Genomic DNA, 19,985 nt, shown 5'->3' on the forward strand with positions numbered 1-19,985 from the left:
CGCCGCGAAGTTCCCGGAGATTCACGAACCGCCCCGCTCATCTCCCGGCTCACTTGGCGGGTTTGGTCCCTCGGACGATCAGGCGCCGTGAGTGCTGGTCGTAGGGCTCTTCGTCGAAGCCGCCGAAGCACACCACGCAGGTGAATCCGGCGTCCTCGAAGAGCGTGCGCAGTTCGGCCGCGCTGTAGAGGAAGGAGGTGATCGAGGCCTCGCGCGCGGTCCCGTCCCGCACGAGGGTCCAGTCGGTCCGCAGCCGCGTCCAGCTGTCCAGGACGGTGTCGCGCTGGACCACGTACGCGCCGTCGAGCTCGACGACTTGGGGGCGGCCGATCCAGCCGGCGAGCACTTCTTTGCCCATCACGTCGATCACCAGTTGCCCGCCGGGCACCAGCGAGTCGTAGGCGTTGCGCAGCACCTGGAAGTTGTCCCGCGCGTCGTCGAAGTAACCGAAGGACGTGAAGACGTTCAGCACCACGTCGTACGACCGGGGCTCGACGTGGGTGAGCATGTCGGCCCGGATCAGGCGGACATCGACCCCGGCGCCCTCACATGCCGCCTCGGCACGCTTCAGCAGCGCGGCGCTGAGGTCCACCCCTGTGACCGTGTAGCCGCGGCGGGCCAGCGGCGCGAGGTAGAGGCCGGGCCCGCAGCACAGGTCCAGTACGCGGCTGCCCGCCGGGAAGGCGAGCAGCGGCGAGCGGGCGACGACGTCCGCCGTCTCCGCCCGCCGCCGCTCGGAGAACATCGTCTCGGAGAAGTCGGACCAGAACCCGTCGTCCTCGTACCAGTGCATGCTGCCGCAACCTCGATCCAGTGAGCCGTTCGGGACGTGCTCACCAGTGGTCGGCCGCGGGCCGCTCCTGGTTCCCGGTCAGCCCCGGTCAGCCCCGGTCGTTCAGGTGGGCGCCGATCTGGAGGAAGGTTTGGACGAGCGGTGCCGCCGGGACGGCGGGCGACATGACCTGCGAGCCGAAGTGGACGATGACGAGCTCCAGTTGTGGTGAGACGAACAGGCGCTGGCCGTGGATCCCGCTGGCCATGAAGGAGCCGTAGGGGTCGTTCAGGACCCACCACAGGTCGTGGTACGAGAGCGTGGCGGGCGAGTCGGGCGGCGCGGCCGGGAAGCGGACGCGCCGGGGGTAGCCGTCGGGCACCCCGCTGACGACGGTGCTCGCGACGGCCTCCGGTATGACCTGCCGCTCGCCGACCGCTCCGCCGCAGCGGAGCATCTCGCCGATCCGGGCCACGTCCCGTGCCGTGGCGCTGAATCCGCCGCACGCGGCTTCGACGCCTTCACCGTCGAGGATGTAGTACGCGTCCTCCTCGGCACCGATGCGCGACCAGATCACTTCCTCGAGCAGGGCGGACGTGCTCTTCCCGGTGATCCGGCGCAGGACCTCGGCGAGGGCCTCGACGTTGCCGTTCTCGTAGCGGAACGCGGTGCCCGGCGTGCCGGTGGCCCGCGCGGTGGCCAGGTGCTCGCGGATGCTGGTGGGCCCGCTGTAGCCGTAGGGCCGCAGGCCGGGCCCCACGACGGCTGCGTAGCGCTGTGCCTCGATGGCCTTGTCGAAGCGGCGGCCGGCGTAACTCATCTGTGTGCCCATGTGCAGCAGGTGGTCGACCTGGGCGTCGCCGAACGCCGTGCCCGCGAGCTCGGGGACGTAGTGCGAGACGAAAGCCGTGCGGTCCAGGAGCCCCTCGTGCGCGAGCGTCGCCGCGACGAGGCCTGTGTAGGACTTGGCCGCCGAGGCGTTGAAGTGGGGCGTGTGCGGTTCGGTGCCGTGGAGATACCGCTCATGGACGACGGCCCCGCGGTGCAGCACGACGAAGGCATCGGTCCGGGCGGCGGCGAACAGCTCCGGAAGCGTGAGCGTGGCCCCGCCCGGAGCGGAGATCTCCAAGCCGTCCACGTCATTTCGGGCGTCCGGGGTGTCCAGGACGTGCGGCCCGGCGGGCAGGTCGCGGGCGGGCGCCGCGCCGCGCCATACCCGCCGGCTGGGCGAGAGCTCACGGCCCGAGGCCGTGTAGCGCCGCAGCCAGTCGGGGTCCGTGTATCCGCGGCTCCACATGAGGTCGTTCAGCGGCGGTGTCTCGGTGGTCATGGGTCGCTCCCGTCAACAGCGTTCAGGTAGTCGGCATCAAGCCATAGATTCACTTCACCCTAATCGTTAACATACAAACTGTTCAGTAGTTTGACACCACCTGCTCCCTCGACCGCAGGAGTCCCCATGGCTGCCCCGCACACCACGCCGCTGTCCCTCGAAGATCCCCCGGAGCCGGCCGAGTTCGACCGGCGGCGCGCCTGGCTGATCACCGCGATGATCGTCACGTTCATGCTGGTCAACTACGCCGACAAGTCCGTTCTGGGGCTCGCGGCCGTCCCGATCATGGACGAGCTGGACATCAGCAACAGCACGTACGGCATGATCTCCAGCTCGTTCTCGATCCTCTTCAGCCTCTCCGGCCTCGTCGTCGGGTTCGTCTCGGCACGCATCTCGAGCCGTGCCCTGCTGTTCACCATGTCCCTGCTGTGGGCGGTGGCCCAGCTGCCCGTGCTGATCGTCGCGGCGGTCCCGACGCTGATCGCGGGGCGGGTGCTGCTCGGCGCGGCCGAGGGACCTGCCGCCTCGATGTCCATGCACGCGCTCTACAAGTGGTTCCCCCACGACCGGCGCGGCCTGCCGTCGGCACTGCAGATCAGCGGCGCCGCCCTCGGCACCCTCATCGCGGCGCCCGTCGTCACCTGGCTCATCACGGCCTTCGGCTGGCGCTCGGCCTTCGCGGCGCTCGCGGTGACCAGCGTGACGTGGAGCCTGATCTGGTGGCAGGTCGGGCACGACGGTCCGTACGGCCAGGCGCGCCCGAAAAGCTCCGGCGCCTTCGGCACGAGCACCCCAGGGGCGGCCGGCCTCCGCCTCCCCTACCGCAAGCTACTGCTGAACGGCACCGTCCTGGGCAGCATCGCGGGCGCCTTCGGTGCCTCATGGGCGCTGGCCGTCAGTCACGCCTGGCTGCCCGCGTACTTCAGGACCCAGCTCGACATGACACCGGGCGGCGCGGCGACGGTCATCAGCGGCATCTCCGCGTTCAGCTTCGTCCTGCTCCTCGCGGTCTCGCCGTTCGCCGACGCGCTGAGCAGGCGGGGCGTCTCCAGCCGCTGGGCGAACGGCGCGCCGCAGGGGATCGCGGTGGCCGTCGCCGGTCTCGCCATGGCGAGCTTCTCCTTCGTGGGCGGCGGATGGCCCCAGATCCTGCTCATCGCCGTGGCGTTCGGAGGGCACGCCATCGTCTTCCCGCTGCACTACATGACGACGGCCGCCGTCGTCCCCACGCAGCAGCGCGGGGCCCTCTTCGGCATCGTCGCCGCGACGGGAACGCTGCCCGGCCTCATCGCCCCCTACCTCACCGGCCACCTGCTCGACACCGCGGACTCACAGGGCGCGGGCTACACCGGCTCGTTCATGCTCTCCGCCGCGGTCATGGTGCTGTCGGGGCTCATGGCGCTGGTGTACATACGGCCGGAGCGTGACGCCCGGCGGCTCGGCCTGGCCCCGGACGAGCCCGCTCAGGCCGGCACGTCGAAGCCGCTGGCCCAGTAGCGGCCGCGCAGGGCCAGGTCCAGGAGCTGGCGCACGACCTCCTCGGGGGGCATCGGCGGCGTCTCCTGCTCCACCCACCACCGCAGCACGGCGACCTGTTCGCCCACCCAGACGCGGGCGAGGAGGTCGGCGTCCATGCGGGGCTCGACGCCGTTGCGGTCGGCGCGGGCGCGGAACTCCTCGGCGGTGACCCGCGCGCAGGCATCCACGAACATCTGCAGGGGTTTTCCGTCACCCTCGCCGCGCAGCACGATGCGGTACAGGTCGCGCTCCTCGCGGGCGTGGCGCAGCATCTCCAGGACCGGCTTGCCGGTGAAGCCCACGGCGCTGTCCGCGATGGTCGGCCGCAGCCGCTCCCCCAGCTCTTCGAGCAGGTCGGACGTCACGCGGGCGAACAGGCCCTCCTTGTCCTTGAAATGGGCGTAGAAGGTCGCGCGGGCCACGTCGGCGCGTTCGGTGATGTCCTCCACGGTCAGGGCGGTGAAGCCGCGTTCGAGGACCAGTTGCACCAGCGCCGAGCCCAGAGCCCGTCGTGAGCGTCGTGTCCGCCTGTCCTCGGCCATGTAGGCCCTCCTCGCCCGCAGCAGTCGTGATTCCCGTGTTCGCGGACCCAGTCTAGAAGACTCTTGACAGTCCAGAGGTTAATGAACAAGCTGTCTTTAATTGAGCAGCTTGTTCATTAACTGTTTCGGAGACCGTGATGAATCTCGGCACCTATCTGACCCGAAGCGCCCGCTACTGGCCGCAAGCGACGGCCCTCGTCAGCGGTGACCGCTCGTGGACCTACGGCCAACTGGACACCCGCACCAACCGGTTGGCCTCCGCTCTCATCGCACGCGGCCTGCGCCCCGGCGATGCCGTGGCCTCGCTCGCCTGGAATCGCGGTGAGCTGGTGGAGGTCGAATTCGCCCTCTACAAGGCGGGGTTGATGCGCGCTCCGGTCAACGCCCGGCTGGGCCGCGGGGAGGTGGCCCACATCCTGCGCTACGCCCCCGTGCGCGCCCTCTTCTTCGACGCGGCCCATCGTGAGGACGCCCTCGCCGCGATCGCCGCGGCCGGCACCGACTGTCTGCCGGTCCCGCTCGACGGGGGCGCCCCGGACACTTCCTACGAGACGCTTCTCGCCGAAGGCAGCGACGAACCGGTCGCCGTAGAGGTCGACGAAGACGCCCCCTGCGTCCTGAACTTCACGTCCGGCTCCACCGGAGCCCTCAAGGCCGCCGTGCAGACCGTCGGCAACCGGCTCGCGAACATGCGCAAACAGCTGATGAGCGACGAGTCCCGCCCGCGGCCCGGCACCCGCTACCTCGCCTGCGGCCCCATCACCCACGCCACCGGCATGGGCCTGCTCGCCGGGGTGTTCGGCGGCTCCACGACCCATGTCCTGCCCACCTGGAGCCCCGAAGCCTTCGTCGAGACGGTGGAGAAGGAACGCATCACCGCGACGTTCCTCGTGCCCGCCATGCTGAACATGGTGCTGGCCCACCCGGGCGCCGCGGCACGGGACCTGTCGTCACTGACCAGCGTACGGATCGGCGGTGCACCCATATCACCCCAACGCCTGCGTGACGCGGTGGAGTTCTTCGGTCCTGTGGTCGCCCAGGGATACGGCCTGGGCGAGACCACCAGCGTGGTGGCCGGGCTGAGCAGCGAGGAAATCGCCTGCGCGGTCAAAGAGGACCCGGAGCTCCTGCAGTCCTGCGGCAGGGCCTCGTACGACACCGAGATCCGCGTCGTCGACGAGAGCGGGCGTGAGCGGGCGCCGCGCGAGATCGGCGAGGTCATCGTGCGCGGCCCCGACTGCGTACGGGAGTACTGGCAGGAGCCCCAATTGTCCGCGGAGACCTTCCGCGACGGCTGGGTGCACACCGGTGACCTGGCCTGGACGCGGGAGGACGGCTATCTCTTCCTCGTCGACCGCAAGAAGGACATGATCATCTCCGGTGGCTTCAACATCTACTGCACCGAGGTCGAGTCCGCCCTCTACGAGCACCCCGCCGTCCGGGAGGCCTGTGTGATCGGCGTGCCGGACGAGACATGGGGCGAGGCCGTCAAGGCGGTCGTCGTGCCGGAGCCCGGCGCCGACGTGACCGCCGACCGGCTCATCGACTTCTGCGCCGAGCGCCTCGATCGCCTGAAGAAGCCGCGCTCCGTCGACTTCGTCGCCGAACTGCCCCACAACCGCAACGGAAAGCTCGACCGCAAGGCCGTGCGCGAACCGTTCTGGGCCGACGCGGTCCGCCGCGTCAACTGACCCGTCGCCCGCCTCGCCCGCCCCGCCCCACTCCCCCGTTGAACGAGGAACGACCGGACATGACCTTCTCCCTGCGCCCCACCTACGACGACCCGCACCTGGCCGACCTCGTCGACCGCCTGCGCGACTACCTGGACGGCGAACTCGCCGACCATGAACGGGAGCGCGGCCTCACCCACGAGAGCCGCCTGACGCGCGCCGACCTCGAACCGATCTGGCGCCGCAGCCGCGAACTGGGCTTCTACGGAGTCCACTTGCCCGAGGAGTACGGCGGCCAGAACCTCACGTACACCCAACTCGCCGCGCTCAAGGAGGAGATCGGGGCCAGCGGCCGTGTCCTGGCCCACAGCGTCCTCGGCGACATGGGCGGTCCGCTGCGCGCGGGCGACATCCTCAAGCACGCCACCGACCACCAGCTCGCCAAGTACCTGCTGCCCCTGGTCCGCGGCGAGCGGGCCTGCTGCTTCTCCCTGACGGAGACCGACGCGGGCTCCGACGTGCGCTCCATGCGCACCACCGCCGTCCGTGACGGCGACGGCTACCGGCTGACCGGGCACAAGGTGTTCTCGTCGGCCGGGCCCTTCGCCGACTTCGCCATCGTGGTGGCGCGGATGGCGGGGACCGGCGAACAGGAGGGCGACAAGCCCCTGTTCTCCGCCTTCCTCGTCGACCTGGACAGCCCCGGGTGCCGCGTCGAGGACGGCGCCACCCCGATGTCCGGCGAGCACATCGAGAGCGACATCGTCCTGGACGACTGCCATGTCCCGGCCGCCAACCTCCTGGGTGAGGAGGGCAAGGGCATGCGCATCGCGCTCGGCCGTGTCACCACCAACCGGCTGCTGCACTGCCCCACCGTCATCGGCGCCACCCGCCGCGCCATCGGCCTGACCCTGGACCGCACACGGCACCGCAAGGTCGCGGGCGGCACGCCCCTGCTCGCACTCCAGGCCATCCAGCACAAGGTCGCCGACATGGCCACGGAGTTCTATGCGGCCCGCTCCATGACGTACGCGGCGCTCGCGGCACTGGACAAGGGCGAGGACGCGCACGCCGAAGCCTTCATGTGCAAGCTCTTCGTCGCCGAGTCCGCCTTCCGCATCCTGGACGAGGCCGTCCAGATCCACGGCAAGGAGGGCCTCACCCAGGGCCACGAGATCGAGTTCCTGTTCCGCAAGATGCGCATGTTCCGGATCCTCACCGGAACATCGGAGATCCAGCGGAACGGAATCGCCAAACTCCTGGCCTTCCGGGCCTGACCGGCTCGGATCAGGCGCCGCTCGCCTTGAGCATGTCCTCGCGCTCGACGATCTTCACGCGCTCGCGCTCCTCGGCCTCGCCGAGTGCCTTCTCCGCGGCGTCCAGGCGGTACCAGCCCTCCCACGTGGTGAAGCGGATGTTCCGCTCGCCGAGGAAGGCCTCGACGGCTGCCGGGTCGGGGGCGGTGGGCGTGTGGAGGCGGGCGTTCGTGTGGTCGTCGATGAGGCTGGCGACGGTCTCGTTGGCGTCGCCCTTGGTGTGGCCGATCAGGCCCACGGGGCCGCGGCGGATCCAGCCGGTGACGTACGTGGACTGCAGGTGCTCGCCGGTCTCCTCGATGACTCGGCCGCCCTTGTCGGGCACCGTGCCCGACGCGACGTCCCAGGGGAGCTTGGGCAGCTCGTCGGAGAGGTAGCCCACGGCGCGGTAGACGGCACCGAGGTCCCAGTCCTTGAACTCGCCGGTGCCCTTGACGTTGCCGGTGCCGTCGAGCTCGGTGCGCTCGGTGCGCAGGCCGACGACCCGGCCGTCCTCGCCGAGGATCTCGGTCGGCGACTCGAAGAAGTGCAGGAACAGCTTGTGCGGGCGGTCGCCGACGTCGCGGATCGCCCAGTTTTCGAGCGTCTTGGCGACCATGTCGGCCTGCTTGTTGCCGCGCCGGGTCGCGATCGAGCCGTCGTCGTAGTCGATGTCCTCGGGGTCGACGATGACCTCGATGTTCGGGGAGTGGTCGAGCTCCCGCAGCTCCAGCGGGCTGAACTTGGCCTGCGCGGGACCGCGGCGCCCGAAGACGTGGACCTCCCGCGCCTTGTTGGCCTTGAGGCCCTCGTGGACGTTCGGCGGGATCTCGGTCGGCAGGAGCTCTTCCGCGGTCTTGGCCAGGATGCGGGCCACGTCGAGCGCCACGTTGCCGACGCCGAGGACGGCGACCTTCTCCGCGTCGAGCGGCCAGGTGCGCGGCACGTCCGGGTGCCCGTCGTACCAGGAGACGAAGTCAGCGGCGCCGTGCGAGCCGTCGAGGTCGATGCCGGGGATGTCGAGCGCCCGGTCGGCCGTCGCGCCGGTGGAGAAGATCACCGCGTCGTAGAAGCTGCGCAGGTCGTCGAGGTCGATGTCGTTCGGGTAGTCGACATTGCCGAAGAAGCGGATCTGAGGCTTGTCCAGGACCTGATGCAGGGCGGTGATGATGCCCTTGATCCGGGGGTGGTCGGGAGCGACGCCGTAGCGGATGAGGCCGAAGGGCGCGGGCATCCGCTCGAAGAGGTCGATCGACACACCGGGCTCGACCGCCACTGCGGATTTCAGCAGCGCGTCGGCGGCGTAGATGCCGGCCGGACCGGCTCCGACAACGGCTACCCGCAGAGGGCGAGACATGATCAGGTTTCCCTTCGAGCGAAGACATGGGGCTCGTGGGGAAGCCTAAACTAAGGCAATCCTAAGTTAGTACCCGGCCTGGGCCTATGACCTCATAAGGGCGGCTTATGGGGTCGCGAAGGCAGGGTTTGAGTTTCCCGCCCGCCGTGCGGTGCACCGTGCCACCCTCCGGAGCATGGAGAGGCCCCCGGGGCCCGAGGGAACTCCGGCGCGCGGCCTCACGTTGTCAACTGGCCGGGTCCGCCGATGAGTTGAGGTTCCCGGCACCTGTCCCCGCCCTTTCCCGGAGGCCCGGAACCATGACCCGTGATCACCGGAACCACCCCCAGCCGTCCCGGCGCAGCGTCCTCGGCGGCGCCACCCTGGCCGCCCTCGCGGCGGCGACCGGCGCCACAACGGCCACCGCGACCGCCGCGACCCCCGCGCCACAGGGCGCCGCATGGCCGACCGAGTTCCCGCTCCCCGACGGCTTCCTGCCCGAGGGGATCACCATCGGCAGAAAGCAGCCGTACGCCTACATGGGCTCGCGCGCCAACGGCGCCGTTTACCGCACCGACCTGCGCACCGGCCGGGGCAAGGTCTTCCACCCGGGGGCCATCGGCACGGTCGCGGTCGGCCTGAAGGTGGACGACGACGGCCTCCTCTACATCGCCGGCAACACCGGGGTGGCCCGGGTCCTCGACACCCGCACCCGCAAGCTCGTGCACACCTATCAGCTGACCGAAGCCCCCGGTCACTTCATCAACGATGTCACGTTGCTCGGCGACCGCGCCTGGTTCACCGACTCCCGCGACGGCGTGCTGTACGGGGTGCCGCGCGGCCGCAAGGGCAAGGTGCGCGCGCTGCCGCTCGGCGGCGACTGGGTGCAGACACCGGACGTGATCAACGCCAACGGCATCGTCGGCACCCCGGACGGCCGCGGCCTGATCGTCGTCAGCAGCTCGCCGGGAAAGCTCTACCGCGTACACCTCAAGACCGGGTACGCCACAGAGATCACGCTGGTCGGCGCGGACAACGTGGTCAACGGCGACGGCCTGCTCCGCCTCGGCCGCACGCTTTACGTCGTACAGAACCGGCTGAACCTGATCAGCGTGTTCCGCCTCGACGCCGATGCGGGCACCGCAACCCTGCGCCGCACGATCACCGACCCCCGCTTCGACGTCCCCACCACCGCGGCCCGATGGGGCGAGCGCCTCTATCTGGTCAACGCCCGGTTCACCAGCCCGCAGGAGCCCGGGACGACGTTCGACGCCGTCGCCGTCTCCCTCTGAATCTCCCCTGAAGCACGGGCAGGCGGCACCCATTGCAAGATCAAAAGTGGTGTCGGGTTAGCATATGAGCGCCGCCTAGCTCGAAAGATACTCCTGTGACTGTCAATGACGACTCGTTCACCAATTGGAAGCACCGCGAGGAGATCGCGGAGTCGATGATCCCGATCATCGGGAAGCTGCACCGCGAGCGGGACGTGACCGTCCTGCTCCACAGCCGCTCCTTGGTGAACAAGTCGGTGGTCAGCCTCCTCAAGACCCACCGATTCGCACGACAGATAGCCGGTGCGGAGCTCTCCGTCACCGAGACGCTGCCGTTCCTGCAGGCCCTCACCACCCTCGATCTCGGCCCTTCGCAGATCGACGTCGGCCTGCTCGCCGAGGCCCACAGGACCGATGACCGCGGTCTGTCGGTGGCGGAGTTCACCGCCGAGGCCGTCGCCGGTGCCACGGGCGCCAACAAGATCGAGAGCCGCGAGGGACGCGACGTCGTCCTCTACGGCTTCGGCCGCATCGGCCGCCTCGTCGCCCGTCTGCTCATCGAGAAGGCAGGCTCCGGCAACGGCCTGCGCCTGCGCGCCGTCGTCGTCCGCCAGGGCGGCGAGCAGGACATCGTCAAGCGCGCCTCGCTGCTGCGCCGTGACTCCATCCACGGACAGTTCCAGGGCACGATCACCGTCGACGAGGCGACCAGCACGATCATCGCCAACGGCAACGAGATCAAGGTGATCTACGCCAACGACCCCTCCGAGGTCGACTACACGGCGTACGGCATCAAGGACGCCATCCTCATCGACAACACCGGCAAGTGGCGCGACCGCGAGGGGCTCTCCAAGCACCTGCGCCCCGGTATCGACAAGGTCGTCCTGACCGCGCCGGGCAAGGGCGACGTCCCGAACATCGTGCACGGCGTCAACCACGACACGATCAAGCCGGACGAGCAGATCCTGTCCTGCGCCTCCTGCACCACCAACGCGATCGTCCCGCCGCTCAAGGCGATGGACGACGAGTACGGCGTGCTGCGTGGCCACGTGGAGACCGTCCACTCGTTCACCAACGACCAGAACCTCCTGGACAACTACCACAAGGCCGACCGCCGCGGCCGCTCCGCGCCGCTGAACATGGTCATCACCGAGACCGGTGCCGCCTCCGCCGTCGCCAAGGCGCTGCCCGACCTCAAGGCGCCCATCACCGGCAGCTCGATCCGCGTCCCCGTCCCGGACGTCTCGATCGCCATCCTGAGCCTGCGCCTGGGCCGCGAGACCACCCGCGAGGAGGTCCTCGAGCACCTCCGCGACGTCTCGCTGCACTCGCCGCTGAAGCGCCAGATCGACTTCACGACCGCCCCCGACGCCGTCTCCATGGACTTCGTCGGCTCGCGGCACGCCTCGATCGTCGACGCGGGCGCCACCAAGGTGGACGGCGACAACGCGATCCTCTACCTCTGGTACGACAACGAGTTCGGCTACTCGTGCCAGGTCATCCGCGTCGTCCAGCACGTCTCCGGCGTGGAGTACCCGACGTACCCGGTGCCGGTGGTCTGATCCCGGCGGTACGACACGGCGATGGGGCGGCAAGGGATTCTCTTGCCGCCCCACCGCTGTCTCGCGTTCACCCCCCGAGCAGCCTGCGTGCCCCCAGGGCGAGCGAGATCTCCACGAGGTCGCCGACCCGGGTGAGGCTGCGGCCGGTCAGCTGCTCCACTCGACGCAGCCGGTTGAGGACGGTGTTGCGGTGACAGTAGAGGCGGGTGCCCGCACGCTGCGCGGAGCCATCGGCCTCCAGCCAGACGACGAGCGTGTCGAGGAGCAGGTCCCGGTCGGCGGGGTCGAGGGAGCGCAGCGGGCCGAGGACGCGCTCGGCGAGCGCCTCCGCGAGCTCAGGTGAGGAGACGACCAGGGCGTCCGGGAGGCGTTCGTCGAGGAGTACGGTGCCGCCGCTGCGGGGGCAGGCCCGCAGTGCCGTGTCGGCGAGGCGGCGCGCGTGCGGGACGGCGGCCAGTCCCTCCACGGGTGAGCCGATGCCGGCGCGGGCCCCGGGCGGCAGGGCGAGACCGGCGCCGAGCGCGGAGAGTTCGGCCGCCGGGTCGCCCTCGGCGTCACCGAGCAGGACCAGGGCGTACTGGGCGTCGGGACCGGCGTGGCGCAGTGTGCGCGTGCCCGGTGGCAGAGCAAGGCTGGTGTCCTCCCCCGCCACGGCGATCACGGCGTACCACCCGTCCTCGGGCAGTCCGAGGACGTCGGCGGCGGTGGGCAGGTCGGTGAGGCGGGCGCTGCCGTCCAGGAGGCTCGCGGTCAGCAGCCGCAGGCGGTTCTCGTGCCGCCAGGCCATGCGGCGCTCGGTGCGGCGGTACGCGTCGGCGACCACACCACAGTGTTCGTCGACGAAGTTCCAGACGTCCGTGGCGACATGGATGAGCAGCCCCATGTCGTCGGGGTTGCCGCGCGAGACCTCCTCCACCAGGCCCTGCCACACCATCGCACCGCCGAGCCGGAAGGCGTGCAGCAGCGCGTCGAGCGGCAGGCCCCGTTCGGCGCGCACCCCGGCGATCTGGATGGACGTGCGGTGTGCGGCCTCCCTGGTCTCCCCGGGCTGGAGGAGCGAGGTGACGCTGTACCGCAGCGAGCGGTGCACCTCCTTCCACACCTCGGTGGGGCGGGCCTCGATGTCCGCGCGGTAGGCGGGCTCCTGTTCGCGCAGCTCCGCCACGAGCCGGTCGGTCATCGTGGGCAGGTCCCTCAGCAGGGCGCGGGCCGCACGGTGCAGTACGGCGACGGCCTCGGCGTCGAGCAGGGAGCGGGCGCCCGGTGCGAGCGGGGTGATGACGGGCACTTCGTGCAGGGGCCCGACCCGTGACCGCAGGACGTGTGGCATGAGGCCTCCACGGGAAGTGTGCGCACAGCCGGATCTTCTTGACGCCCGAAGAATGGCATACCGCCCGGTCGGTACCTAGAGGTTGGCGGCAATCTCCTCATCACGGTCCGGCAACCCTCCGTCGCCGGCGAGGAGCCGGGACAGCTCGACGCGGGAGCGCACGCCCAGCGCGGAGAACACATTGCGCAGGTGGTGGTCGACGGTGCGGTGGCTCACGGACAGGCGCACCGCCACCTCACGGTTGGTGGCACCCTCCGCCACATGACGGGCGACGCGCTGCTGCTGCGGGGTCAGCGCCGCCAGCGGTCCCGGCCCCAGCTCTCCGGCCACCGCCTCGCCCGCGGCGCGGAGTTCACCGCGGCTGCGGTCCGCCCAGGCGCGCGCCCCGCACCGCTCGAAGCCGACCAGCGCGTCCCGCAGCGGGCCGCGCGCCTCGCGGGTACGGCGCCTGCGGCGCAGCCACTGGCCGAACAGCAGCTGCGTACGCGCGCGTTCGAACTCGCCGGGCGTGCGGTCGTGGTGCGCGAGCGCGCTCTCGTAGGCGGCGGCTGTCTGCTGCGGCGGGGCCAGCAGGGCCCGGCAGCGCGCGAGTTGGGCCGGGGCGAGCCGGTCGGCGGTGGCCTCGGTCCAGCGGGTGAACTCGGCGGTGGCGCTGCGGGCCTCCGCGGTGCGCCCTGCCCGCACGGCCGCTTCCACGAAGCAAGGGACGGCCAGCATCCGCACGGCGAAGTGCCCGCGCCGCAGCCCCGGGGCTACCAGGGGTGCGAGGCGGGCGGCCGCATCGCCCGGTCGCCCGGCCGCGAGATCCGCCCGTGCGACGGCCCAGACGGCGAGGGTGGCGGCCTGGTTGAGACCGTGCGGGCCCGCGCCCGCCGCCGCGGCCTGCGCGTGCCCGGCGCAGGCCTCCGCGTCGCCCTCCACGGAGGCGGCGAGCGCGAGGACGGCGTGCAGACAGGCCGCGACGTTGGGCTGCCCGGTGCGGTGCGCGGCCCTGAGCCCTTCCAGGGCGTGCGCGCGGGCCGTGGTGTGGCGGCCCGCGCGCAGCTCTCCGTAGGCCAGGTGTTCCAGGGCGCGCGGCAGCAGGACCTCGGGCCCGTAGGCGCGTACGGCGGCCAGCGCTCGGGCGCCCGCCCCGCAGGCGGTCTCGACCTCGCCGACGACCAGCGCCGCGGCCCCGGCGCGCAGCAGACCGGCAGGCTCGTCCGTTCCGGGCAACTCGTCCAGGCAGCGGCGCAGCAGCACGTGGCCTTCGGCGACGTGGCCCGAGAGGACCGCGCACATCCCGGCGCGGTACGCCTCCAGCAAGGGATCGTCGGCGCACACGGGGACGCGCGTCATCGCCTCCTTGTAGGCGGCGGCGTCGCCCATCGCCCAGGCCGCCTCCGCCGCGCCGATCAGCGCGTGGCGGGCCGGTTCGGGCGGAAGCAGCACGGCCGCGGCGAGCAGGTCCTCCCTGGCGTCGGCTGCCGGACCGTCGGCCAGGGACAGGAGTCCGCGCACCTGGTGGACGCCGCCGTGGGCGGGTGCGCCCGCGGTGCGGGCGAGCAGGGCGCGGGCCCGTACGGGGTCACCTGCCTGCCGGGCCGCTTCCGCCGCCTCGGCCAGCCGGTCGGTGCGCAGCGCCGTGTCGGCGGTGAGCGCCGCGGCCCGGGCCAGGGCGGCGGACCGCTCGGCGTGCGGGCGTGGCGCGCTCGCCGCGACGGCGAGGGCCCCGGCGAGCCGCGCGTCGTGATCCTCCGCGGCGCAGGCGAGTTGCACGAGACAGGAGAGGCGGTCACGGCAGGCCGTGGCGAGGCGCGCGTGGGCGGCTCTGCGCCGGGCGAGCGGGGCGCGGTGCAGCACGGCCCGGCGCAGGAGGGGTTGGGTGAAGTGGATGCGCCCGCCCGCTCCGACGACCGCACCGGCGGCTTCGGCGGGCGCCAGCGCCGCGGGATCGCCGCCGGCCCGCAGCAGCAGGGCGAGGTCCGCGCCCGCGCCCTCGGGCTCGTGCTCCCCGGCCGCCGCGGCGAGCAGCAGCAGGGCGCGGGTGTCGCCGGGCAGTGCGTCGACGCGGGCGGCGTAGTCGTGGAGTACGTCCTCCCCGCCGGGCAGCAGATCGGGCAGCGGGATGCGGCCGGCCAGTTGGTCGGGGGTGAGGGCCGCGACGAACGCGGAGAGCAGGCGCGGATTGCCCGCCGCCTCGCGGATCAGCCAGGCTCCGACGACGGGGTCGGCCGCGCCACGGGTCAGCCGGTCGAGCATGGCCGCGGCCGCGCTGTCGTCGAGCGGTCCGAGACGCAGGGTCGCGAGGCCGTACAACTCCCCCGCCATGGCGTGGTGTTCGGCCACGGTGAGCAGGACCGCCACGGGTCGCTCGGCGGGCAGCCGTCGTAGGTCGGACAGCAGGGCGGCCCTGGCCGTGGGGTGCCAGGTGTGCGCGTCGTCGACACACACGAGCAGCGGGCCCTCCTGCGCGAGGGGCAGCGCCGCCGGGGCGGTCGGCTGTACCGAGGGGACCGGGACGCATGAGGCCCGTGCGTGCTCCACCAGCGCGGTGCGCCCGAGGCCGGGCTGCGCGGTCAGGGCGAGCACGCCGCCCCGGCCGGCCCGCAGGCGCCCCACCAGGGCTTCCAGCGCGTCGATTTCCGCACGGCGGCCGTGCAGCGCGGGAGCCCTGAGTACGCCGGGTTCGGTCGTCGAAAGGGTCACGTCGGCACGTTACTTCCGCGTAACACGGCCCGGAAGCCCCGCGTCCGGCGCATTGGGCACGCCACCAGCGGCCGCCGCCCGGGGGTGTGCACGAGCACAATCGAGGTTGCGGGGCACGACACACGTCGTCCGCCGCCGGCTGACCGGCGACGGACGACGGGCCCCCATGACGGGTCATCAGGATCAGGAGGAGTGCGGGCAGTTGCCCCGGTACTCCTCGATCGTGAGGCTCGGCCTCGGCAGCGGACAGAGGAACTGCTCGTAGCGGGTGTCGTCGTCGATGAACCGCTTCAGCCAGGAGAGGCTGTACTTCGCGATCGTCGTGTTGGACGAGTTCGGCGTGAAGTGGGTGGCGCCGTTGAGCTCCAGGTACGCCTTGTCCAGGGTGCTGGGCAGCGACTGGTAGAACGGCTCGGAGTGGGAGGACACGGGGGCGACGGTGTCACCGTCGGCGCCCACGACGAGCGTCGGCGTGCGCAGCTCGGGCCAGGTCTTGTCGGTGTTCCAGCCGGTCAGCGGGATCGCCGCCTTCAGCGAGGTACGGCTCTTGGCGGCCTCCAGGGTGCCGCCACCACCCATCGAGTGCCCCATCACGCCGAGCCGCGAGGCGTCGACGCGGCCCCGTACCGAGCTGCTCTTCGTCAAGTAGTCGAGCGCGGAGAGGAGTTGACGCCCACGGCTGTCGGGCTGGTCCAGCGTCGTGTTGGTGTCGATGGTGAAGACCACGAAGCCCTGGGAGGCGAGCCGCGGCCCGAGCCAGGCGATGCTCGACTGGTACGCGGTGAATCCCGGGGAGATGACGACCGCGCCGAAGGTGCCGTCGGCGGTGGACGTCGGGTAGTAGATGGTGCCGCCGCCGAAGCCGGACACGCTCAGCGAGGAGACGCTGGTCTGCGACACGGAGTACGAGCCGCGCGAGGCCTCGATGCTGGATTCGGTGGGGGCGGGGCCACGCTCGTACGGATTGTCGGCGGCGGCTTGGGCGCCGGGCGCGAGCCCGGTGCCGAGGAGTCCCGCGGTGGCGACCGCGGCGGCCAGACAGGCCCGCACCACAGGGCGGGAGAAGACGTGCAGGCGCACGGAGGGGTCCTCTCGGTCGTGGCGGAGCCACCCGGGAGAGGGAGGTACGCCCCGGTGGAGACCGCCGTGTTCGTTGCGGTCCCCACCGTGGCGGTGCCGACAGGGTGTCGACATCGGCGAAATCACCGGTGTCGTACGGCATTTGACTTTCCGGGAGTCAGCCCCGCAGGGGGCCCTCGCAGGTGTAGGAGGACGTTCCGGCCTTGCCGTTGGTCCAGATGTCCACCTCGCCGAAGGCGCAGTTCATGTCGGTGAGGTTGTTGTCGCCGCCCGCGGCGCGGTCGAGGATGTAGGCGTCCACGGTCTCGGACATGTCCTTGAAGACGAGGTCGGGGTCGGCCGCGTCGCTGAGGTTGGCGGTGATCCGGCCGGTGCACACGAACCGCGGGCGGGCCGCCGCCTTGGTGGAGCGGCAGTCGGGTGTGATGCCGGTCGTCGCGATGAACGAGGAACGCACCTGGCCGGCCGTGCTGTCGCGCAGCCGGTCGACGGGGACGTAGGTGGTGTCGGGGACGAACAGGTCGTCGACGTGCGCGATCTGCTTGTCGAGGAAGGCGTCGTAGGCGCTCTGCAGCCCCGCGTCACGACCCAGGCGGTCGCGCCAGGCGTCGAACGCGCTCGGGGAGTCGGCGCGCAGGTGGCGGTACATCTCCTTGATCAGCGCGGGTCGTTCGGTCCACAGGAACTCGAAGAACGCGCCGGCGTAGTCGTAGAAGCGGAAGCCGTCCCCGTCGTAGGTGGCGTGCAGCAGCTGGTCCACGCTCATGCGCGGCCCGCCGCCCGCGGTGTCGTCGATGATGCCCTGGATCAGGGACTTGCGGACCTTGATGCCGTCGTCGCGGGTGGCGCCGTCGAAGAACTCCGCCGTCCCCTCGTCCATCGCGGTCGTCCGGTCGCCCTCGTACCAGGGACCCTCGCCGAAGAAGCCGGGCACGGCCCAGCGGCCGTTGAGGTAGTGGGTGTACTCGTGGCGGAACAGCTCCTCCAGCGTCAGCGAGGAGTCCTGGGGGACGCGCCGCTGATAGGTGTAGAAGGTCGCGCCCCGCTCGATGTAGACGCCGCCGTTGTCGGTGCCCATGCCGGTCAGCAGCGGGTGGAAGTTCTCGTAGTCGGCTCGGGAGGCATAGAGGACTGTGTTGAGGGTGGTGTTGGGGTCGCCCTTGAGTGGTTCATGGGTGCCGACGACGCGGTGGAACTGGGCCTTGACCTGCTTGCTCGCGTAGTAGAGCTGGTCGACCGTGGCGCGGTCGAGGGCGGTGCGGATCTTCATGCCGCCCGCGTCATAGGCGTAGGCCTGCGGGAAGAGACGGCGCTCGATGTCGTCCCTGCACACGTCGTACGGCTCGCAGGCCTCGAACGCGATCAGCCAGGTGACGACCTTCGCCCATGGGGCGCTGCCGTCACCGAAGTTGCGGGCGGTGGTGTCCAGGAGCGGGCCGAGCCCGGCGACGGTCTCGGAGCGCAGGGCGTCGATCTGGCCGAACCTGCCGTACTCGCTCACCGCGTCGCGCACCACCCAGGCGTTGGGCCCGCCCTTGAGATGGGTGTGCCCGGCGAACGCCTTGAAGGCGGCGCGGTAGGAGGGGTCGGCGGCCACCGCGGAACGGAAGGCGGTGTCCTGGTTGCCGGGGTAGACACCGAGGTAGTTGAGGGTGAGCGCGGAGAGGGCCGCGCCGGCCCAGCCGCTGTCCTGCGCGGTGTCGGGGTGGGCGGCGTCCATCGTCGCCAGGACCCTCTTCACGAGCGGGAGTTGATGCTGCCGCAGCCCCGCGGCACTGGCCGCCGTCAGCGCCTCGCGGAGCGTCTCGGCGTTGGAGCGGGTGACGTCGAAGGCGTGGGGGGCCGTCCCGAAGGCGTCGACGGCGCGTCGCATGGCGGCCAGGGTCGCGGGGTCGGTGATGTCGACCTCGTCGTGCGAGAAGCCCTGGTAGGAGACGGCATGCAGATAGGTGAACATCTCGAGCAGGTGGCTGCCGTTGGTGCCGTCGTGGGACGCGGCGAGCTGGGCGGCGCGCTCGGAAACAGCCTGGATGTGGCCGCCCGACATGACCGGGGCGAGGCGCCGGTCCCAGGTCCAGACGAGTCCGCGCAGACAACCGTCGGCGGTGACCGCCGGATCGGCGAGGAACTCGGCGAACTGGGCGGGTGTCAGGCCGGTGACCCCATCGAGGGTGCACGGCACCGACGTCTTGCCGACGCTGGCGCGGGGCGCGTCGGCCGTGGCTTTCGGCTTGTCCGTACGCGGGCCGGGGACGCGCCCGTCGGTGAGTCCGCCGGGGGCCGGGGGCTTCCAGGTGTGGGACTTCGGGGCCTTGGCGCGACGGTCGACGTGGTCGGAGGGGTGCGGCTTCTCGGGTGCGGGCGCGGCGGTCGTGGGAGCGGCCGCGCGCGGGGCGGGTTCGGGGGCGCCGGCATGGGCTGCCGGTGCGGCCGTGGCGCATAAGGCCACGGATATCGCCGCGGCGGCCACGGATCTGCGCAGGGTACGGGGCTGGTGCACGACAGGCTCCTGATGTGTGGGAGGTGGGGCAAGCGGTGCGTGCGCACGCCGCGAAGCCGCACTGACCTCAACAGCCGTGCGTTCAGGGCTACTTGAGGAGCGCGGGGTGCGCCATGTGATGCGTAACGTAGTAATGTGAAATGGCACTGACAACCCCTCAGACGCCGGGCTTCTCGCGACCCTTCAGGCGCAACTCCCCCGCGCCCAGCCCGCGTTCGCGCCAGGACGGCGTGCGCCAGACCCAGGGGCGAGCGGTGGGTGACCTTGTACGCTGGTGAACCACTCGGGGCGGGCGCGTGGGCCACGACCTGCGGGGTCACGAAGGGATCACCACCATGGGTCACCTCACACAGCGCACCCTCGTCACTCCCCGGGAGCGGCTGCGCGATCAGGTCGCCCACCATCTGCGGGCCGCGCTGATATCCGGTGAACTGCGACCCGGCCAGGTCTACTCGGCGCCCGTGCTCGCCGAGGACTTCGGGATCTCCGCGACGCCGGTACGCGAGGCGATGCTCGACCTGGCCAGCGAAGGTCTCGTGGAACCGGTCCGCAACAAGGGCTTTCGCGTCACCGAGGTCAATGAGCGCGACCTCGACCAGTACACCGAGATCCGCACCCTCATCGAGGTCCCCATGATCGGCCGCATCACCCGGTCCGCGTCACGAGCGGACCTGGAGGAGCTGCGCCCCGTGGCCGAGGAGATCGTGCGCGCCGCCCGCGACCACGACCTCATCGGCTATCTGGAGGCCGACCGGCGGTTCCACCTCTCCCTGCTCGCGCTCGGCGGCAACGACCGGCTCGTCGAGACCGTCGGCGACCTGCGCAAGCGCTCCCGGCTCTACGGCCTCACGGCACTGGACGAGCGCGGCCGCCTGATCCCTTCCGCACAGGAACACATCGAACTCCTGGACCTGATGGTGGCCGGGGACGCCGAAGGGGCGGAACAGTGCATGGCCCGGCATCTCGGGCATGTGCGGTCACTCTGGGCGCGCGACACCGAGGTGTAAGGCCTGCGCGCGGGGCGGGTCCTACTCACGGGTTCGTTTGATTCTTCAACACATCGCGCGATTCATTGACGCGGACCGTTCACA

General features: G+C 71.1%; 14 protein-coding genes. 6 read left to right on the top strand and 8 right to left on the bottom strand.

The window, feature by feature from the left end; all coding sequences use genetic code 11:
* Window positions 1-49: 49 nt before the first annotated feature.
* Window positions 50-793, bottom strand: coding sequence for a methyltransferase domain-containing protein (locus AB0I66_RS02925; RefSeq protein ID WP_363205889.1), 744 nt, complete (start codon window positions 791-793; stop codon window positions 50-52).
* 88 nt (window positions 794-881) lie between these two features.
* Window positions 882-2,102, bottom strand: coding sequence for a serine hydrolase (locus AB0I66_RS02930; protein WP_363205890.1), 1,221 nt, complete (start codon window positions 2,100-2,102; stop codon window positions 882-884).
* 126 nt (window positions 2,103-2,228) lie between these two features.
* Here AB0I66_RS02930 and AB0I66_RS02935 point away from each other — a divergent pair, with 126 nt between their 5' ends.
* Window positions 2,229-3,599 carry an MFS transporter gene (locus AB0I66_RS02935; protein WP_363205891.1) on the top strand — a complete coding sequence of 457 codons (1,371 nt, stop codon included), beginning with the start codon at window positions 2,229-2,231 and terminating at the stop codon, window positions 3,597-3,599.
* On the opposite strand, the gene AB0I66_RS02940 is transcribed toward AB0I66_RS02935, so the two are convergent.
* Window positions 3,566-4,162 (bottom strand): TetR/AcrR family transcriptional regulator, encoded by a 597-nt coding sequence (locus AB0I66_RS02940; protein ID WP_363205892.1) that lies wholly within the window; start codon window positions 4,160-4,162, stop codon window positions 3,566-3,568. The two genes, AB0I66_RS02935 and AB0I66_RS02940, sit on opposite strands and share 34 nt — an antisense overlap.
* A gap of 137 nt (window positions 4,163-4,299) precedes the next feature.
* Between AB0I66_RS02940 and AB0I66_RS02945 the strand changes: the two genes are divergently transcribed.
* Both AB0I66_RS02945 and AB0I66_RS02950 read left to right on the top strand, forming a co-directional pair.
* On the top strand, window positions 4,300-5,853 hold the full coding sequence (locus tag AB0I66_RS02945) for an AMP-binding protein (RefSeq protein WP_363205893.1): 1,554 nt from the start codon (window positions 4,300-4,302) through the stop codon (window positions 5,851-5,853).
* A gap of 59 nt (window positions 5,854-5,912) precedes the next feature.
* On the top strand, window positions 5,913-7,109 hold the full coding sequence (locus AB0I66_RS02950) for an acyl-CoA dehydrogenase family protein (protein WP_363205894.1): 1,197 nt from the start codon (window positions 5,913-5,915) through the stop codon (window positions 7,107-7,109).
* 10 nt (window positions 7,110-7,119) lie between these two features.
* Here AB0I66_RS02950 and AB0I66_RS02955 read toward each other — a convergent pair whose 3' ends face one another.
* Window positions 7,120-8,484 carry an FAD-dependent oxidoreductase gene (locus tag AB0I66_RS02955; protein WP_363205895.1) on the bottom strand — a complete coding sequence of 455 codons (1,365 nt, stop codon included), beginning with the start codon at window positions 8,482-8,484 and terminating at the stop codon, window positions 7,120-7,122.
* 299 nt (window positions 8,485-8,783) lie between these two features.
* Here AB0I66_RS02955 and AB0I66_RS02960 point away from each other — a divergent pair, with 299 nt between their 5' ends.
* A complete protein-coding gene (locus AB0I66_RS02960; RefSeq protein ID WP_363205896.1) occupies window positions 8,784-9,755 on the top strand; it encodes an SMP-30/gluconolactonase/LRE family protein in 972 nt (323 codons plus the stop codon).
* Window positions 9,756-9,850: 95 nt separating this feature from the next.
* A complete protein-coding gene (locus AB0I66_RS02965; RefSeq protein WP_363205897.1) occupies window positions 9,851-11,296 on the top strand; it encodes a glyceraldehyde-3-phosphate dehydrogenase in 1,446 nt (481 codons plus the stop codon).
* A 67-nt stretch (window positions 11,297-11,363) separates the two neighbouring features.
* Here AB0I66_RS02965 and AB0I66_RS02970 read toward each other — a convergent pair whose 3' ends face one another.
* The 4 genes from AB0I66_RS02970 to AB0I66_RS02985 form a co-directional block, all read right to left on the bottom strand.
* A complete protein-coding gene (locus AB0I66_RS02970) occupies window positions 11,364-12,626 on the bottom strand; it encodes a helix-turn-helix domain-containing protein (protein WP_363205898.1) in 1,263 nt (420 codons plus the stop codon).
* 75 nt (window positions 12,627-12,701) lie between these two features.
* On the bottom strand, window positions 12,702-15,314 hold the full coding sequence (locus AB0I66_RS02975) for a helix-turn-helix transcriptional regulator (RefSeq protein ID WP_363205899.1): 2,613 nt from the start codon (window positions 15,312-15,314) through the stop codon (window positions 12,702-12,704).
* Window positions 15,315-15,497: 183 nt separating this feature from the next.
* On the bottom strand, window positions 15,498-16,394 hold the full coding sequence (locus AB0I66_RS02980) for an alpha/beta hydrolase (protein WP_363205900.1): 897 nt from the start codon (window positions 16,392-16,394) through the stop codon (window positions 15,498-15,500).
* A 157-nt stretch (window positions 16,395-16,551) separates the two neighbouring features.
* Window positions 16,552-18,894 carry a collagenase gene (locus AB0I66_RS02985; RefSeq protein WP_363205901.1) on the bottom strand — a complete coding sequence of 781 codons (2,343 nt, stop codon included), beginning with the start codon at window positions 18,892-18,894 and terminating at the stop codon, window positions 16,552-16,554.
* Between the two features lie 335 nt (window positions 18,895-19,229).
* Between AB0I66_RS02985 and AB0I66_RS02990 the strand changes: the two genes are divergently transcribed.
* On the top strand, window positions 19,230-19,901 hold the full coding sequence (locus AB0I66_RS02990) for a GntR family transcriptional regulator (protein WP_363205902.1): 672 nt from the start codon (window positions 19,230-19,232) through the stop codon (window positions 19,899-19,901).
* The last annotated feature ends 84 nt before the right edge of the window (window positions 19,902-19,985 follow it).

Source organism: Streptomyces sp. NPDC050439 (assembly GCF_040655335.1).
In the GTDB taxonomy this organism is placed as follows: domain Bacteria; phylum Actinomycetota; class Actinomycetes; order Streptomycetales; family Streptomycetaceae; genus Streptomyces.

Bases quoted from the DNA above. Each gene is read 5' to 3' on its own strand.
- AB0I66_RS02925 (WP_363205889.1), bottom strand. From the start codon at position 793: ATGCACTGGTACGAGGACGACGGGTTCTGGTCCGACTTCTCCGAGACG.
- AB0I66_RS02930 (WP_363205890.1), bottom strand. From the start codon at position 2,102: ATGACCACCGAGACACCGCCGCTGAACGACCTCATGTGGAGCCGCGGA.
- AB0I66_RS02935 (WP_363205891.1), top strand. From the start codon at position 2,229: ATGGCTGCCCCGCACACCACGCCGCTGTCCCTCGAAGATCCCCCGGAG.
- AB0I66_RS02940 (WP_363205892.1), bottom strand. From the start codon at position 4,162: ATGGCCGAGGACAGGCGGACACGACGCTCACGACGGGCTCTGGGCTCG.
- AB0I66_RS02945 (WP_363205893.1), top strand. From the start codon at position 4,300: ATGAATCTCGGCACCTATCTGACCCGAAGCGCCCGCTACTGGCCGCAA.
- AB0I66_RS02950 (WP_363205894.1), top strand. From the start codon at position 5,913: ATGACCTTCTCCCTGCGCCCCACCTACGACGACCCGCACCTGGCCGAC.
- AB0I66_RS02955 (WP_363205895.1), bottom strand. From the start codon at position 8,484: ATGTCTCGCCCTCTGCGGGTAGCCGTTGTCGGAGCCGGTCCGGCCGGC.
- AB0I66_RS02960 (WP_363205896.1), top strand. From the start codon at position 8,784: ATGACCCGTGATCACCGGAACCACCCCCAGCCGTCCCGGCGCAGCGTC.
- AB0I66_RS02970 (WP_363205898.1), bottom strand. From the start codon at position 12,626: ATGCCACACGTCCTGCGGTCACGGGTCGGGCCCCTGCACGAAGTGCCC.
- AB0I66_RS02990 (WP_363205902.1), top strand. From the start codon at position 19,230: ATGGGTCACCTCACACAGCGCACCCTCGTCACTCCCCGGGAGCGGCTG.